The 15,978-nt window shown below is 44.3% G+C and carries 15 protein-coding genes; 3 read left to right on the top strand and 12 right to left on the bottom strand.

Going from position 1 to position 15,978, the window contains the following annotated elements:
- Nucleotides 1–27 precede the first annotated feature (27 nt).
- Complete coding sequence (locus ACTNEW_RS01960; protein ID WP_441057249.1) at nt 28–846, top strand: histidinol-phosphatase HisJ family protein; 819 nt, start codon at nt 28–30, stop codon at nt 844–846.
- A 142-nt stretch (nt 847–988) separates the two neighbouring features.
- Here ACTNEW_RS01960 and ACTNEW_RS01955 read toward each other — a convergent pair whose 3' ends face one another.
- The 5 genes from ACTNEW_RS01955 to ACTNEW_RS01935 all read right to left on the bottom strand — a co-directional run bounded on the left by ACTNEW_RS01955 (nt 989) and on the right by ACTNEW_RS01935 (nt 6,748).
- A complete protein-coding gene (locus ACTNEW_RS01955) occupies nt 989–3,448 on the bottom strand; it encodes an HAD-IC family P-type ATPase (protein ID WP_441057247.1) in 2,460 nt (819 codons plus the stop codon).
- A gap of 14 nt (nt 3,449–3,462) precedes the next feature.
- The gene (gene mnmA / locus ACTNEW_RS01950; protein ID WP_441057245.1) at nt 3,463–4,536 is read right to left on the bottom strand and encodes a tRNA 2-thiouridine(34) synthase MnmA; all 1,074 of its coding nucleotides are present in this window, start codon (nt 4,534–4,536) and stop codon (nt 3,463–3,465) included.
- Nucleotides 4,536–4,982, bottom strand: a complete 447-nt coding sequence (gene nifU / locus ACTNEW_RS01945) for a Fe-S cluster assembly scaffold protein NifU (RefSeq protein ID WP_441057243.1) — start codon at nt 4,980–4,982, stop codon at nt 4,536–4,538. The genes mnmA and nifU overlap by 1 nt, the downstream gene beginning before the upstream one ends.
- Nucleotides 4,983–5,014: 32 nt before the next feature.
- Nucleotides 5,015–6,199, bottom strand: coding sequence for a cysteine desulfurase NifS (gene nifS / locus ACTNEW_RS01940; RefSeq protein WP_441057241.1), 1,185 nt, complete (start codon nt 6,197–6,199; stop codon nt 5,015–5,017).
- A 75-nt stretch (nt 6,200–6,274) separates the two neighbouring features.
- A complete protein-coding gene (locus ACTNEW_RS01935) occupies nt 6,275–6,748 on the bottom strand; it encodes an RrF2 family transcriptional regulator (protein WP_441057239.1) in 474 nt (157 codons plus the stop codon).
- Between the two features lie 95 nt (nt 6,749–6,843).
- Between ACTNEW_RS01935 and ACTNEW_RS01930 the strand changes: the two genes are divergently transcribed.
- Together ACTNEW_RS01930 and ACTNEW_RS01925 are read left to right on the top strand one after the other, a co-directional pair.
- On the top strand, nt 6,844–8,232 hold the full coding sequence (locus ACTNEW_RS01930; RefSeq protein ID WP_441057237.1) for an oligosaccharide flippase family protein: 1,389 nt from the start codon (nt 6,844–6,846) through the stop codon (nt 8,230–8,232).
- Between the two features lie 222 nt (nt 8,233–8,454).
- The gene (locus tag ACTNEW_RS01925; protein ID WP_441057235.1) at nt 8,455–9,504 is read left to right on the top strand and encodes a 3-deoxy-7-phosphoheptulonate synthase; all 1,050 of its coding nucleotides are present in this window, start codon (nt 8,455–8,457) and stop codon (nt 9,502–9,504) included.
- Between the two features lie 211 nt (nt 9,505–9,715).
- Here ACTNEW_RS01925 and xerD read toward each other — a convergent pair whose 3' ends face one another.
- The 7 genes from xerD to ACTNEW_RS01890 all read right to left on the bottom strand — a co-directional run bounded on the left by xerD (nt 9,716) and on the right by ACTNEW_RS01890 (nt 15,806).
- Complete coding sequence (xerD, locus tag ACTNEW_RS01920) at nt 9,716–10,600, bottom strand: site-specific tyrosine recombinase XerD (RefSeq protein ID WP_441057234.1); 885 nt, start codon at nt 10,598–10,600, stop codon at nt 9,716–9,718.
- Between the two features lie 234 nt (nt 10,601–10,834).
- A complete protein-coding gene (locus ACTNEW_RS01915) occupies nt 10,835–11,452 on the bottom strand; it encodes a stage II sporulation protein M (protein WP_441057232.1) in 618 nt (205 codons plus the stop codon).
- 184 nt (nt 11,453–11,636) lie between these two features.
- Entirely contained in the window at nt 11,637–13,199 is a 1,563-nt protein-coding gene (rny, locus tag ACTNEW_RS01910; protein ID WP_441057230.1) for a ribonuclease Y, read from the bottom strand.
- Between the two features lie 82 nt (nt 13,200–13,281).
- Nucleotides 13,282–13,782, bottom strand: coding sequence for a regulatory protein RecX (locus ACTNEW_RS01905; protein ID WP_441057228.1), 501 nt, complete (start codon nt 13,780–13,782; stop codon nt 13,282–13,284).
- A gap of 6 nt (nt 13,783–13,788) precedes the next feature.
- Nucleotides 13,789–14,907, bottom strand: a complete 1,119-nt coding sequence (recA, locus tag ACTNEW_RS01900) for a recombinase RecA (protein ID WP_441057226.1) — start codon at nt 14,905–14,907, stop codon at nt 13,789–13,791.
- A gap of 454 nt (nt 14,908–15,361) precedes the next feature.
- Complete coding sequence (locus ACTNEW_RS01895; RefSeq protein ID WP_441057224.1) at nt 15,362–15,610, bottom strand: spore coat protein; 249 nt, start codon at nt 15,608–15,610, stop codon at nt 15,362–15,364.
- A gap of 10 nt (nt 15,611–15,620) precedes the next feature.
- Nucleotides 15,621–15,806 carry a hypothetical protein gene (locus ACTNEW_RS01890; RefSeq protein ID WP_441057222.1) on the bottom strand — a complete coding sequence of 62 codons (186 nt, stop codon included), beginning with the start codon at nt 15,804–15,806 and terminating at the stop codon, nt 15,621–15,623.
- Nucleotides 15,807–15,978: the final 172 nt, after the last annotated feature.

The following is a 15,978-nucleotide window of genomic DNA, read 5'->3' as shown; positions in this document are numbered from 1 at the left end:
CACTCATATAAACAAGGAGATTTCACTATGTCAGATCAGATCAGATGGGACTGCCATATGCATTCCTCTTTTTCAGCAGATTCAGATACACCAATGGAAGAAATGATCCGCAAAGCCATCGACTGCGGTCTTGAAGGAATCTGCTTTACCGAACATCTGGATCCCGATTACCCGGAAGCACCGGACCATCTGGATTTTTTCCTGGATATTCCTGCCTATCAGACGAAATTATACGCGCTAAAAAAAAAGTATCAGGACAAGCTTGACATCCGTTTCGGCATTGAGCTTGGACTTCAGATGCATCTGGGACCTGATTTTCACAGACTTTTGCAGGAGGTCCCTTTTGATTTCGTCATCGGCTCCTCCCATGTGGTTCACGGTTACGACCCTTATTATCCGGAATTTTTCCAGGGGCGCAAAGAATCTGCCGCATATATGGAATATTTCGAATCTATTCTGGAGAACCTCTCATGCTTTTCGGAAATGGATGTTTATGGACATATTGATTATGTCGTACGCTATGGCCCCGGCAAAAACAGTGAATATTCCTATGGAAGATATCAGGATATTCTGGACGAGATCCTTCGTACACTGATTTCCAAAGGCGTGGGCATAGAACTGAATACCGGAGGCTACCATTACGGTCTCGGGGAGCCCAATCCATGTACAGCGATCATACGGCGCTACCGCCAGCTCGGCGGAGAGATTATTACAATTGGTGCAGATGCACACACTCCCGACAAAATTGCTTTTTCCTTTGACAAAGCAGCGGAAGTTCTCCGGCAGTGCGGTTTTTCTTACTATACTGTTTTCCATAACCGGAAACCGGAATTTCTCAGACTTTAAATTCTGACAGATGTACGTTACAATTTGCGGGGCGTGCAGATGCCGGTAATGAATTTTCAAACAGGCGCCAGGCCTTTATCTTTACCTTTTATCTTTACATAAAAAAAGAATCCTGCTCTTCAGGATTCTTTTTTCATGCTTTTTATTTTTGAAGTTTTGCAAGAAACTCGAAAAATTTACCCGGATTTTCCTTATCCAGAGATCTGGCATACATTTTTTTCAGCCATGCTGTAATAATTTCTATGACAATCGGCGAGAATGTCATCAGAATAAACACAAGAACAATCATTCCATATTCCAGAGTTCCAAGTGTCAGAAGATTCTGAAGAACTACCGATGACATAAAGAATATAAACTGCATTCCGTAAATAATTACTTTTCGATACGTATTCAGCGGAGCATATACGGTTTTCAGAGCAGCCATATAATTCCATCCTGTCACCAGAAAGCATGCTGTATTCAGCATATCAGTAGAGCGATAAACACCCTGACAGACTTCCATGATCACAAATACACAGGCTGTAATAGTAATCGCAGCAGGAAATGCATTCATAAAGACATGTCGCAAAAATGTATGATCAATCTTATCATAATTATTTTCCTGTGCCAGCAGGAAGGTTGGTATTCCCACTGCACATGCACTGATCAGCGACATCTGAATCGGTTCAAAAGGATAAGCACTTCCAAAAAAGATCGTCAGTAATGACAGGCACACCGAAAAAATCGTCTTGATCAGAAACATCGAGGCTGCCGTTCGAATATTGTTCACAACCCGTCGGCCCTGATTCACAATGTGCGGCATAGACGCAAAATTAGAGTCCAGAAGCACCACATTGGCAATATTCTTTGCCGCATCACTTCCCTGTGCCATTGCCACGCTGCAGTCCGCTTCCTTAAGTGCCAGAACGTCATTTACACCATCACCGGTCATGGCAACCGTATGCCCCTGTGCCTTCAGAGCCTGTACCATGGCTTTTTTCTGCTGAGGTGTCACACGTCCGAACACACTGCATTCGGCAACTGCCTGCTCCAGATCCTCCTGTGTGTACAGAGTCGTTGCGTCCACATAACGGTCTGCATTTTTGAGTCCTGCCTTTTTGGCAATGGATGCAACAGTAACAGGATCATCACCGGAAATTACTTTCAGATCCACTCCCTGACTGTCAAAAAACCGCAGCGTATCCGGAGCTTCCGCCCGGATCACATCCGTAAGCAAAAACAGCGCAATCGGTTTCAGACCTTCCGGAAGTTCCGGTCCCTCTGCCTCTGTCTCACTGTGAGCAAGAACCAGAATACGAAACCCTTCCTTTGCATAACGTCCGCAAAGCCCTGTAAGAGTCTCATTTCCTTCCGGAAACAGGAACTGCGCTGCTCCCATCAGAAATGTTCCCTGACCAGCGAAAGAAGCGCCGCTGTATTTTCTGTCTGAGGAAAACGGAACTGCACATTTCAGTGTCAGATTTTTCTTAATCCGGAATCTCTTACGCAGAGCATCTGCTGTAGCATTTTCATCTTTCAGAACAGCCATCAGATTGCCCATAATTTCCTCGATTTCTCGTACAAATGACTGATCCGGCTGCGGATATACAGTTTCTGTATGAGAAAGTTCTTCTGAACATTTTTCCAAATTGATATCATTTTTTACTGTTTCCGGCGTATCTTCTTCCATAAATGGCAGAATATATTCCACACACATGCTGCCTTCCGTAATTGTACCGGTCTTGTCAAGGCAGAGCGTATCTACACGTGCCAGGGTTTCGATGCAGTACAGTTCCTGCACCAGTGTCTGCTTCCTGGCGAGAACCAGCGAGCCAAGTGTCAGAGCCACACTGGTCAGCAGCACCAGTCCTTCCGGAATCATACCCAGAACAGCTGCAACCGTACTTACTACAGCCCCTCCGATACTGTCTCCCACCAGATAATACTGCTTGTAAAACAACAGGATTCCCAGAGGGACAATAATGATACTGATCACCTTCAGGATTGCATTCAGTGAATTGCGAAGTTCTGAATTATGGCGTTTAAATTCCTTGGCCTCACTGGTAATCTGGGCAGCATAATTATCTTTGCCCACATGAACGACCTGGCAGTATGCCTCACCGGATGTAACAAAGCTGCCGGAAAACAATTCGTCTCCTGCATTCTTAGCAAGATTGTCTGCTTCGCCGGTAAGAAGGGATTCGTTTACCTCCAGACTTCCCTCCAGAACTCTGGCATCTGCCGGAACCTGATCTCCTGTTTTCAGCAGAATATAATCATCCAGCACCAGTTCTTCTGTGGAAATGCTGCTCACTGCACCCTCTCTCAGTACCGAGACTTTGCTCTGTGCCAGAATGGCCAGCTTATCAATGGTCTTTTTTGCCCGGATTTCCTGGATTATTCCAATCACTGTATTTATGATGATCACAAATACAAACATGGAATTCTTATAGGATCCCACCAGCAATACCAGAACAAGGAGTACAATATTCAGAAAGTTAAAAAACGTCAGCGTGTTTTCACGTATGATCTGTTTGTATGTTCTGGTATTCGGGTTTTCGTTGGCATTTACCTGTCCTTCTTCAATTCTCTGATTTACCTGTTCGTTTGTAAGTCCTGTCATCTCTCCACCACACTTTATGATTCTTTTACCGCTCCGTCAATCAGTCCTCCGCCGGCCACATATCCATTCTGATAAAATACCACTGCCTGTCCCGGTGTGATGGCTCTCTGCGGTTCCCGAAATCTCACAAGAAGCTCATCCTCCCCTGTCCGTTCCAGAACAGCCGGAGCTCCTTTGTGATTGTAGCGTATCTTTGCTGTCACTTCCATGCCTGTGGTAAATTCAGGTACTGCCATGGCATTCAAATTGCTGCATTTCAGTACCGGTATCAGAATATCTTCGTTTTCCCCAATGACAACTTCATTGGTTTCCGGCCGGATCTCCGTCACAAACACCGGATGTCCCATTGCAAGATTCAGTCCTTTTCGCTGACCGATCGTATAATGAATGATTCCCTCGTGTCTGCCCAGTATTTCTCCGGATGCATTGATATAGTTTCCCTTTGGAATAACCGCATCCGTATGCTCTTCAATGAATTTCGCATAATCCTTATCCGGGATAAAGCAGATTTCCATGCTGTCAGGCTTGTCTGCCACAGGAAGTCCGATCTTCGCGGCAATTGCGCGTATCTCTTCCTTTGTATAAGCTCCCAGCGGCATTCTGGTTCGGGCAAGCTGTTCCTGAGTCAGGCCATATAGTGCATACGTCTGGTCTTTGGCGGAAGTTACGGAACACTTTACAGCATATCTGCCGTTTGGCAAAAGCTCTGTCTGTGCATAATGACCTGTTGCCAGAAGCTTCGCACCGAGTTTTTCCCCCTGTTCCATAATCGCCTTCCATTTAATAGAACGATTACAGACCACACATGGATTCGGAGTTCTGCCGGAAAGATATTCTTTTATAAAATAATCGATGACATTTTCTTTAAATTCCGCACAAAAATCAACCACATGATGTTCAATACCAAGAAATTCCGCCACACTTGCGGCATCTCCTGCGATTCGGTCTCCATCTTCTGCGGAATCTGACCCCCGGAAATTCACCATGGTCACTCCGATCACTTCATATCCTTCTTCTTTCAGAAGATATGCAGCTACCGAAGAATCCACACCTCCGGAAAGTCCCACGACTATTTTTTCTTTATCCATTAATATTCCTCGTCCTCGTCTTCTTCTCCTTCATGGATATCAGACTTTGGTTTTTCAAGACCTTCGATCACAATGCCATGTTTCTCTGCATAATCCCAGAGAGCTGCATGAATAGCCTCTTCTGCCAGCAGGGAACAGTGAACTTTTACAGGCGGAAGCCCGTCAAGGGCTTCCATTACTGCCTTGTTTGTCACCTGCATAGCCTCTTCAATTGTCTTGCCTTTTACCATTTCGGTTGCCATACTGCTTGTCGCCACTGCTGCGCCGCAGCCAAATGTCTTAAATTTACAGTCACGGATGATATGTGTCTCATCGTCAATATCCAGAAAAATTCTCATAATATCTCCGCATTTGGCATTGCCGACTGTGCCTACGCCGCTGGCATCTTCGATTTCTCCCACATTACGCGGATGCTGAAAATGGTCCATTACTTTATCACTATACATCTTTTCTTCCTCCAAACAAAGTATTTTTATTATTATTTCATCTTTTTTACAAAATCTTCATACAATGGTGACATATTTCTCAGATTCTGCACAATCTCTTTTAATTTATCCACTGTATAATCCAGATCTTCCTTCGTGGTATCTTCTCCAAGTGTCAGGCGAAGGGAGCCATGGGCGATCTCATGCGGAAGCCCGATGGCAAGCAGCACATGGGACGGGTCAAGAGATCCGGAAGTACAGGCAGAACCGCTGGATCCGCAGATTCCGTAACTGTCCAGCATAAGGAGAAGTGATTCTCCTTCCACAAACCGGAAGCTGACGTTCACATTATTCGGAAGTCTTTTCTCCGGATGTCCGTTTAATTTCACATAAGGAATCTCTGCCGTAATTCTTCTGATCAGATAATCCCTCAGTTCGATTTCTTTTCCGGTTCTCTCTTCCATGGATTTTGCTGCACGCTCTGCTGCGGCGCCATAACCTACAATACCCGGAACATTCTCCGTACCTGCACGGCGTTTCCGCTCCTGTGCGCCGCCGTGAACAAAGGAACGGATCTTTACCCCCTTACGGATATAAAGGAAACCGATTCCCTTCGGGCCATTGATCTTATGGCCGCTGGAGCTCAGCATATCAATTCCGCACTCGTCCACATTGATTGGAACCTGACAGAATGCCTGAACAGCATCTGTATGGAAAAGAATGTTGTGTTCCTTTGCGATCATACCGATTTCCTTAATCGGCTGAATGGTTCCAATCTCATTGTTGGCAAACATGACAGAAATCAGGATTGTCTCGGGAGTAATCGCTTTTTCAAGATCCTCCAGACGAACCATTCCATTTTCGTCTACATCCAGATACGTAATACGGGCTCCTCTTTCTTTTTCCAGATATTCACAGGTATGCAGAATTGCATGATGCTCAATCTTCGTGGTAATGATGTGATTTCCTTTTGCTTTGTATGCTTCAAAGGCTGCTTTCAGGGCCCAGTTATCAGCCTCCGAACCGCCTGCTGTAAAATAAATTTCTTCTTTCTTCGCTCCCAGAACATCCGCAATCTGCTGTCTTCCTCTGGTGATGGCTTCCTTGCTCTTGCCTGCGAAATCATACACGCTGGAAGGATTGCCATACAGTTCAGAAAAATACGGAAGCATTGCCTCTACAACTTCCGGAGCTGTTCTGGTAGTTGCTGCATTATCCAGATAAATCATTTTTTCCATCGTTTTGTCCTCCTGCTATTTTAAAGCGGCGTCTGCCGCACCTTTTTTGAAATCGACTTTTGTTATATCTCTGATTTATTTCGAAACACTTCTGCACCCGGGATTTTTCCCGGCTGTACTGTTAGATTCCTGTATCCGCAGGCTCTCTTCTATCAACTCATGCAGGCTCAGGGTATCTACCGCATTGGTGATGCTGTCGTTGATCCGTTTCCATACATATTTCGCCACACACAGATCCGCGCCGTCACAATCTCCCTCAGCACTGTTCCCCGGACAGTCCACAGCTTCCAGTCCTCCCTCCAGCACCCGCAGCACATCTCCTACCGATATTTCTTCTGCCGGTCTTCCAAGGCGATAGCCGCCGAAAGCCCCTCTGGTACTTTCCACAAGTCCTGCCTTTTTCAGCTTGGCCATAAGCTGTTCCAGGTAACTTTCCGATATATTCTGCCTGCCGGCGATACTCTGAATAGAAACCGCCTCATTCTGACAGTTCTGTCCAAGATCGATGAGTGCCCGAAGCCCATATCTGGCTCTTGTTGACAGTTTCATTTTCTCACCTCTTTAATTCCTAGTGTTTTCGTCGGATTTCTATTTAGTACTTTAACAGAAACCTTCCGTTCTGTCAAGGCAGTTTTCTGCATATAATGGCAAAAAAGGGAAATAATCCGCTGCGCTTTACCGATCCTTTTTATAAAACGCAGTACGGTCGGTCTCATATGTCGAAACAACACTTTTTAAAAGGAACTCTGATTCTTACCTGTGCCGGAATGCTCACAAAACTCATAGGGTTCTTCTATAGAATATTCCTCTCACATACAATTGGTGCACAGGGACTGGGACTCTCTCAGCTTCTTATGCCGGTACAGACTCTGGTCATGGCACTTTCCACTACAGGCATCCAGACTGCGATCTCCCGTCTGGCTGCCGCAGAATTTGCTGTCGGAAAGCCAGACAAAGCCAGGGACAAATTCATCACCGGTACGATCAGCGCGTTTCTCCTGTCATGCAGTATATCGGCAATTCTTTATCTGAATGCAGACTTTTTTGCGGTACAGATTCTGAAAGAGCCGCGTACCATGTCACTGATCAGACTCCTATCCTTCAATTTTCCACTGAGTTCGCTTCATTCCTGTATCAACAGCTATTCCTTTGCACAGCAGAAAGCGGAAATCCCCTCATCGATCCAGCTTCTTGAGCAGATTGTACGCGTAGGCATCTCCTACCTTCTCTTCCTCATCTTTCTCTCCGAAGGAAAGGAAATCACTCCTGTGATTGTAGTGGGCGGAGCTCTTGCCGGAGAATGTGCGGCAGTCATTTCTTCTCTTTTGTGTGTCGGACATCATTTTCAGATTCATCATTATTCACCTTTTCTGCTGAAGAATTTTATTCCGGATCTGAAAGATCTTTTCCGCATGTCCGTCCCTCTCACGCTCAACAGAGTACTTCTGACACTCCTCGGCAGCATTGAGGCCGTACTGCTCCCCCAGCAGCTTCGCGCGTTTGGAATGAATTCCGCAGAAGCTTTGAGTGTTTACGGTATTTTTACGGGAATGGCCATGCCGCTGATTCTTTTTCCATCAGCGATCACGAATTCCGCCTCTGTGATGCTCATGCCATCCATTGCGGAACTTCAGGCTCTCGGGTACAAAAAACGAATCCGGTATGTTACCTCCAAAGCCAGTCTGTATTGTCTGCTCCTTGGCATCGGGTGCTGGTTTTTGTTCTTTTTTTTCGGAAAGCTGCTTGGAATTTTTCTGTTCAAAAGTCCCACTGCTGGAAATTATATCCATATTTTGTCCTTCATCTGCCCGTTCCTCTATCTGAATGTAACACTTTCCAGCATTCTCAACGGGCTTGGAAAACCCGGTATCTGCCTGATCCACAATGCAGCCGGACAATGCATCCGCATCTCTTTTGTATTGCTTACTGTCCCCAGAATCGGTATCCGCGGATATTTATACGGAATCCTCATCAGCGAATCCGTACTGTCGGCTCTGCATCTGAAAGCATTGCTGTTTTCCCGGCACCCATAAATATTTCTTCTGCTTTCATCTGTTTGTTTCAGGCTTTTTTATGTTTGCTTTATATTTGTTTCAGGCTTGTTTTATGTTTGCTTTATGTTTGCTTCAGGTTTGTTTTACCGATACTTTCTGTTCGTTCTACCGGCATTTACTTTATCGATTTTATGCGGTAATACATTAAATTACCTATCGACAAATTTCTCAGAATCGTTTATAATATTGCGGAATAACGAAATGCAAAGGAGAACAAACATGGGATTCGAATTTATTAAAAAATTACCAACACCAGAAGAGATCCGCAATCAGTATCCCATTGACGCAGGCATTAAAGCCCTGAAAGAACAACGTGACCAGGAAATCCGCGATGTCTTTACCGGAAAATCCGATAAATTCCTTGTTATCATAGGACCTTGTTCCGCTGATAATGAAGATGCTGTCATTGACTATCTGCTCCGTCTCCGTAAGGTTCAGGACAAAATTGCAGATAAAGTACTGATTATTCCAAGAGTTTATACAAACAAGCCAAGAACAACAGGCGAAGGCTACAAAGGAATGGTTCACCAGCCGGACCCTGAGAAGGAAACAAATATGCTGGCAGGTCTCATCGCCATCCGCAAGATGCATATCCATGCGATCCAGGAAAGCGGCTTTACCTGCGCAGATGAGATGCTTTATCCGGAAAACTACCGTTACCTTTCTGACATTCTGTCCTACGTAGCTGTAGGCGCACGTTCTGTGGAAGACCAGCAGCATCGTCTGACAGTCAGCGGAATGGATGTCCCTGCCGGAATGAAAAATCCAACCAGCGGTGACTTCAGTGTCATGCTGAACTCCATTGTAGCTGCTCAGGGTTCTCATCGTTTTATCTACAGAGGCTGGGAAGTGGAAACCACAGGCAATGAACTGTCTCATGCGATTCTGCGCGGAGCTGTCAGCAAACACGGAGAAGCCATCCCCAATTACCATTACGAAGATCTGCGTCTTCTTCTGGAGAAATATCAGCAGAAGAATCTGAAAAATCCGGCTGTTATTGTGGATACCAATCACTCCAACTCCAGCAAACAGTATGAACAGCAGGTTCGTATTGCTCAAGAAATTCTTCACAACCGTAAGGTTGAACCGGAACTTCACAAACTGGTCAAAGGTCTGATGATCGAGAGCTACATCGAACCAGGCAATCAGAAGATCGGCTGCGAACATGTTTACGGCAAATCCATCACAGATGCGTGTCTCGGATGGGAAGAATCCGAAAAACTGCTGTATGATATTGCTGAAATGTGCTGATGTTTTTATGCATCATTTTCATATTACTGGAAAATACAAAGCACTTTCTTGTGATTAATAAAAAAATCTCCGGTTCCTGCAAAAATTACAGAACCGGAGATTTTTTATAGACCAGAAAATCAATAACTGATATATTAGAGCGTGTTTGAAAATTGTGACCCACATCTGTCGGAAAGCAATTTTCAAACACGCTCTAGCAACTTACCATCCATCAATGCCGCGGATGGGCTTTCATATATACATCTCTCATTTTATTCATATTCATACCAAGATAAATCTGCGTAGTGGAAATATCGGAATGTCCCATCATTTCCTGCACACTTTTCACATCCGCTCCATTCTGAAGCATATGTACAGCAAAAGAATGACGCAGTGTATGCGGAGTAATGTCCCCCTGAATACCGGCTTCATCCGCATATCCTTTCAATACTTTCCAAAATCCCTGGCGGCTCATGGCTTTGCCGGAACAATTGGTGAACAATGCTTTTTCATTTTCATTTTTTACAAAATATGGTCTTGCTGACTCCATATAATGCATCAGAGCCTTCCTGCTGACATTCCCAATCGGAATCACACGTTCCTTCCCATTGTCATGACAATTCACGTAACCAAATTCCAGATTCAGATCATCAACAGTCAGCCGAAGCAGTTCACTGACACGCATGCCAGTCGCGTAAAGCAATTCCAGCATTGCCGTATCGCGAATCCCCTTGGGAGTAACTGTATCCGGCTGCTTCAGAAGTTTATCCACATCCTCTACAGACAATATCCCCGGAGCCTTTTTCTCTACCTTGGGTGGTTTCAGCACATCTGACGGATCATTTCTGATCACACCTTCTTTTTGCAGGTACTGAAATAGCGCCCTGATCGATGCCACACTTCTGGATATTGTAGATGAAGCAAAATTCTCCCGCTCCAGTTCATGAATATATCCCTGAAGATCCAGTTCGCTTACCTCTGTAATCTCCTGAATCCCCTTACTGTGCAGGTAGGAAACCAGTTTTTTCAAATCTCTCTGATAAGAAACTTCCGTATTCGTCGAAGTCCTTTTCGTATTATGCAAATATGAAATAAATTCCCGTATGACTCTTTCCATTCTCTTTATCCCGCTTCTGTAATATAGTAAAATAACGCAATCCTGTTTTCAAACACACTCTAAACTTGCGAAACCATTTTTCAAAAAATTTACCTGTATTATACTTGTTATTTTACATAAAATCAAACCCTTTTTTCGCCAGAAAACATGCGAAAATATGCGCTTTCGACGGCAAAATACAAAATATCGAAACAGTTATGGCAAACCTCTACTACATCTGGTAAAATTTCTGTTTTACAGGAAATATGAATTTTTTGTAAACATTTCAAACACCCATGGATTACAATACGCTTCAAGAAAAATGCCCGTCATGTAGACGATTCCAGCCAGAAAAACCTCAAACAGATATCTGTATATTCGCTGCGGAAACAACCCTTTATTTCTCCATATATCAAGAGATTGCTGATATATTGCAGACAAAAGATAACCAAACGCAGGAACATACAAAAGATACTGAGGTAAAAGAAGTCCTGCCCCCATCGCTCCTCCTGCCAGTCCAAACTGCAGAATCGATATTGTCAGGATCAACCCGATTCCAGCTCCCTGAAACAGTGCTGCAAGCACTGATAATGGTACCCCAAATACAGAAATCCCACACAGTGCCATGATTAAAAACATACTTCCACGCATTCTGAGAACATACTGGAAATAATCAAATTCAGCCAGATTCTTTCCCTCAAACGCTGCAAGCAAATAAGCTGATGCCAGTGCTTTCTGCCGCCATTCCAATTTCCAAATAATATTCGGAAGCAATATTCCCACTAAAAAACCAATAATCATCAAACGCCATACAGGTAATACTCCACGTACCACCTTTATTTTTCTTTTTCCCATAACTTCACCCTGTACCATTCTACGTCTGCTGTCTCCAAATTAGAACTTATGAGAAAGAGTCCCGCCCGGAAGGCTTTTTTATATGAAAGGAAAATGCAAAGCACTTTCCTTTCATATAAAAAAGCCGCACGAATTATTCCGTACGGCTTTATTTATTCTTTATAAATCGGAAATTCTGGAATATCGATTCTGACACGAAAGCTTATTTCGCGAAATCTACAGCTCGGCTTTCACGAATCACATTTACCTTGATCTGACCCGGATATTCCAGTTCTGCCTCAATCTGTTTGGCAATATCTCTTGCCAACAGAACCATATCAGCATCACTGACATGTTCCGGAACGACCATAACACGAATTTCCCTGCCTGCCTGAATGGCAAAGGACTTGTCTACACCTTTGAACTCATTGGTAATATCTTCCAACTGTTTCAGACGGTTCGTATAAGTTTCCAGAGTTTCTCTTCTCGCACCAGGTCTTGCAGCGGAAATCGCATCTGCTGCCTGAACAATACATGCAATCAGAGACTCAGGTTCCACATCACCGTGATGTGCTGCAACTGCATTGATGACGATTGCTGATTCCTTGTACTTTCTGCACAGATCCACACCAATCTGAATATGTGATCCTTCCACTTCATGGTCAATGGATTTTCCAATATCATGAAGAAGTCCGGCACGTTTTGCGATTCGAACATCTACACCAATTTCTCCGGCCAGAAGTCCTGACAGCTGAGCAACCTCAATAGAATGTTTCAGAGCATTCTGTCCATAACTGGAACGGAATTTCATTCGTCCGAGAAGTTTCAGCAGTTCCGGATGAATACCATGAACGCCTACATCCATAGCTGCAGTCTCTCCATCTTCACGAATCTGAGCTTCCACTTCTTTCTGAGCTTTTTCAACCATCTCTTCAATTCTTGCCGGATGAATACGTCCATCGACAATCAGTTTTTCCAATGCCACTCTCGCAACTTCACGACGAATCGGATCAAAACCTGACAGTACGACTGCTTCCGGAGTATCATCAATGATCAGATCCACGCCTGTCAATGTTTCCAATGTACGAATGTTTCGTCCTTCACGACCAATGATACGTCCTTTCATCTCATCGCTTGGAAGCTGTACAACAGAAATCGTCGCTTCAGACACATGGTCTACTGCACATTTCTGAATAGCATTGACCACATATTCTTTCGCTTTCTTGTTGGCATCTTCCTTTGCACGGTTCTCCAATTCCTTGTAGAGTTTTGCCACATCTCCCTTGACATCATCTTCTACACTTCTGAGTAACTCTTCTTTTGCCTGTTCGGAGGTCAGACCGGAAATTCGTTCCAGTTCCTGTACTCCTTTCAGTTCAAGTTCTTCAACTTTCTTTTCCCTTTTCTGCAATTCAGCGACTTTTGCTGTGCACTCTGCCTCTCGCTTCTCTACTGCATCCGCCTTCTTATCAACAGATTCCTCTTTTGACAAGACACGCTTCTCGTATTTCTGCAGTTCGTTTCTTCGTTCCTTGGTTTCTCTCTCCAGTTCATTTTTTGTGCGGAGAGATTCTTCCTTTACTTCCAACATAGCTTCTCTTTTTTTCGTTTCAGCCGATTTCAAAGCTTCATCTATGATGCTTCTTGCCTGGTCTTCTGCTGTACCGATCACTTCAGAGTCTTTTTTGACCTTGTTTTCAACAGCAATCTTGCAAGTAACTGGAACCGCAATAAGCAGTGTGACTACCACAGCGACAATCGCAACAATAATAGTTGTGCCTGTCACAGGAGCACCTCCTTATTTAGTTTTCATTGTACAAATACAACAATACAAGTTTATCTGTTTTTGAGAATTATGTCAAGTTTTTCTAAGGAATTGTTAAACTTTTTTTCTTCTGTGTAATATTCATCTCCTCAAGAACGGAAAAAATATCGCAGGAACAAAACCCTCTGCGTGCAAGATAACCATAAAGACGGCGCATTTCTTTCTCATCCAGTTCTGTATGACACGGATATTTCTTCTCTACAGTCCGGCGAAGAAGTCCCTTTTCATCCGGTTCCTCGATTTCTGCAGTTTCTTCCCACGCGGCCATAGCGACTTCCCTGTCTATCCCTTTCTGACCCAATTCCTGCAGAATGCGCTGTTTGCTCTTTGTCTCCAGTCTGTACGCAATATAATTTCTGGCATATCGTGCATCGTTGATATATCCATAGGACTTCACATAATCCATCGCATACTGCACCGCATCATCTGAAAATCCGGCCTGTCTCAATCGATCCGTCAATCCCTTCTCCGTGCGGTCCATATGTTCCAGAAGCCTCATGGCTTTCATGCAGGCTTTCTTTCGTTCTTCTCCGGTAAAAGGCATATGAGATTATTCCTCCTCTACCGGCAGAGATTCCATGTCCTCCGTTTTCTCCGTCTTCACAGCTGCCGTTCTGGACGTTTTCTTATCAGCATTTTTTTCATCAGACGGTGCAGCTTCAGCAGTTTCTCCCGGAAGCAGATTATAATGAATTCTTACCTGTTTCTCCACTTCCTCACAGACATCCGGATGCTCTTTCAGATAAATTTTGGCATTCTCACGACCCTGGCCGATCTTGTTTCCGTTATATGCATACCATGCACCGCTTTTATTAATGATCGAACATTCTGCTGCCAAATCCAGAATGTCTCCTTCTCTGGAAATACCTGTACCGAACATAATGTCAAACTCTGCCTGTTTAAACGGCGGAGCGACCTTGTTTTTAACAACCTTGATCCTGGTGCGGTTACCAACCATCTCACCACCCTGTTTGAGAGTTTCCACACGTCTGACATCCATTCTGACAGAAGCATAGAATTTCAGTGCACGTCCACCGGTCGTTGTCTCCGGATTGCCAAACATTACACCTACCTTTTCACGAAGCTGATTGATAAAGATCACCACACAGTTGGATTTACTGATAACAGCCGTAAGTTTACGAAGAGCCTGAGACATCAGTCTGGCGTGAAGTCCTACATGACTGTCTCCCATATCTCCTTCGATCTCGGCTTTGGGTACCAGCGCTGCTACAGAGTCCACGATCACGATATCCACAGCCCCGGAGCGCACCATGGTTTCTGTAATCTCAAGTGCCTGTTCTCCATTATCCGGCTGAGAAATATAGAGATTATCAATATCAACGCCGATATTCTTGGCGTATACCGGATCCAGAGCATGCTCTGCATCAATAAATCCGGCAATACCGCCTCTCTTCTGCACCTCAGCTACCATATGTAACGCTACTGTCGTCTTACCACTGGACTCAGGTCCGTAAATCTCTATAATACGTCCCTTGGGAACTCCACCCACGCCAAGAGCGATATCAAGGCTCAGGGAACCTGTCGGAATCGTTTCCACCTGCATCTGTGCCCCGGATTCCCCCAGTTTCATAACGGAGCCTTTGCCGTACTGCTTCTCAATATGTCCAAGGGCTGCTTCCAGCGCCTTCTGTCTTTCTTCACTGATCATGATCTGCATTCTCCTTATGCTGTATTATTAACGAACCTATGTTCGTGTTTTCTACATACATACTATTATAAAACACCTTTCTTGTCAAGCGTGTTCTTTCCTTTTCTTTCGACATTTTACGCAGAAAAAACAGGAACTGCGGAATCATTTTGCATATTCTTCTTTTTCTGTATCCAATGCAAGAAAGAATCCTGCTTTGCAGGATTCTCCGCCTGCGGCGGATTGCTTTAGCAATATATTTCCTCTCCGCCGCAGTGCGATCCTGCCCGGAGGGCCTTTTTAGATTACAGGAAAATGCAGAGCACTTTCCTGTAATATGAAAAAACAGGAGGGAAGAATCTGCCAACGATTCTTCTCTCCTGCTTTTAGATGATTACACTGTTTACTTTATCTATTTGACTGCACAAGTTCTTCACGAATGCTGTGTCAGCATTCTTACTGCGAATAAAAATCTTCAGCCCTGCATCAGAATAGAACGCACATGGTCCACTTCTTCTCTACTTGCTTTTGAAGCCGGAACATAATAGCCTTTTGCTCTGGCAATTTTGTAGATTTCTTCCTGAGACATTTCGCATTGGTTGCGGATCTGTTTCAGAGTCTGCTTCAGCTGAGGATTTTCCGTCTGGGAAATCATCTCTCCGTAACGTACCAGTTCACCATTGATTCCCACAAGGGTATCTGCCACCATTGTTTTTTCGTCCATAATGCACCTCCTACTGTAAAAACTGCATCAGCTGCTGTTTTGTCTGCTGAGCAGACTGTGCGGATTTCTGGAAAAACTGTTTTACTTCCATATCCTCGGCTTTCTGAGCATAATCCTGCATTTTGCAGTGGGTGGTGTCATAGCCGCCGATCAGGTGGCGCAGATTCTGTAAATCAAGTTCTGAAATATCTGTCATGATTGTGCCTCCTCACATATTTTTCACTCATATCTGCACAGCATCCCTGCAGGGTCATGCATGCTGAACAGATACTCACAATTCATAGTATCTCAGATAACTTCAGTTCTATTCATCCCTGTGATTCCTGTCACATTTTTATTAAAACTTATTCTCTGATCAGACAGCTTCA

The sequence above is a fragment of the Blautia sp. HCP3S3_G3 genome, from assembly GCF_052063365.1.
Classification (GTDB): domain Bacteria; phylum Bacillota; class Clostridia; order Lachnospirales; family Lachnospiraceae; genus Blautia_A.
Note: the sequence above shows the minus strand (reverse complement) of the source record. Positions and strands in the feature narration are given on the sequence as shown.

Coding starts and splice junctions, on each gene's coding strand:
- ACTNEW_RS01960 (WP_441057249.1), top strand. CDS start 28: ATGTCAGATCAGATCAGATGGGACTGCCATATGCATTCCTCTTTTTCA.
- ACTNEW_RS01955 (WP_441057247.1), bottom strand. CDS start 3,448: ATGACAGGACTTACAAACGAACAGGTAAATCAGAGAATTGAAGAAGGA.
- mnmA (WP_441057245.1), bottom strand. CDS start 4,536: ATGGATAAAGAAAAAATAGTCGTGGGACTTTCCGGAGGTGTGGATTCT.
- nifU (WP_441057243.1), bottom strand. CDS start 4,982: ATGTATAGTGATAAAGTAATGGACCATTTTCAGCATCCGCGTAATGTG.
- nifS (WP_441057241.1), bottom strand. CDS start 6,199: ATGGAAAAAATGATTTATCTGGATAATGCAGCAACTACCAGAACAGCT.
- ACTNEW_RS01935 (WP_441057239.1), bottom strand. CDS start 6,748: ATGAAACTGTCAACAAGAGCCAGATATGGGCTTCGGGCACTCATCGAT.
- ACTNEW_RS01930 (WP_441057237.1), top strand. CDS start 6,844: ATGGCAAAAAAGGGAAATAATCCGCTGCGCTTTACCGATCCTTTTTAT.
- ACTNEW_RS01925 (WP_441057235.1), top strand. CDS start 8,455: ATGCAAAGGAGAACAAACATGGGATTCGAATTTATTAAAAAATTACCA.
- xerD (WP_441057234.1), bottom strand. CDS start 10,600: ATGGAAAGAGTCATACGGGAATTTATTTCATATTTGCATAATACGAAA.
- ACTNEW_RS01915 (WP_441057232.1), bottom strand. CDS start 11,452: ATGGTACAGGGTGAAGTTATGGGAAAAAGAAAAATAAAGGTGGTACGT.
- ACTNEW_RS01905 (WP_441057228.1), bottom strand. CDS start 13,782: ATGCCTTTTACCGGAGAAGAACGAAAGAAAGCCTGCATGAAAGCCATG.
- recA (WP_441057226.1), bottom strand. CDS start 14,907: ATGATCAGTGAAGAAAGACAGAAGGCGCTGGAAGCAGCCCTTGGACAT.
- ACTNEW_RS01895 (WP_441057224.1), bottom strand. CDS start 15,610: ATGGACGAAAAAACAATGGTGGCAGATACCCTTGTGGGAATCAATGGT.
- ACTNEW_RS01890 (WP_441057222.1), bottom strand. CDS start 15,806: ATGACAGATATTTCAGAACTTGATTTACAGAATCTGCGCCACCTGATC.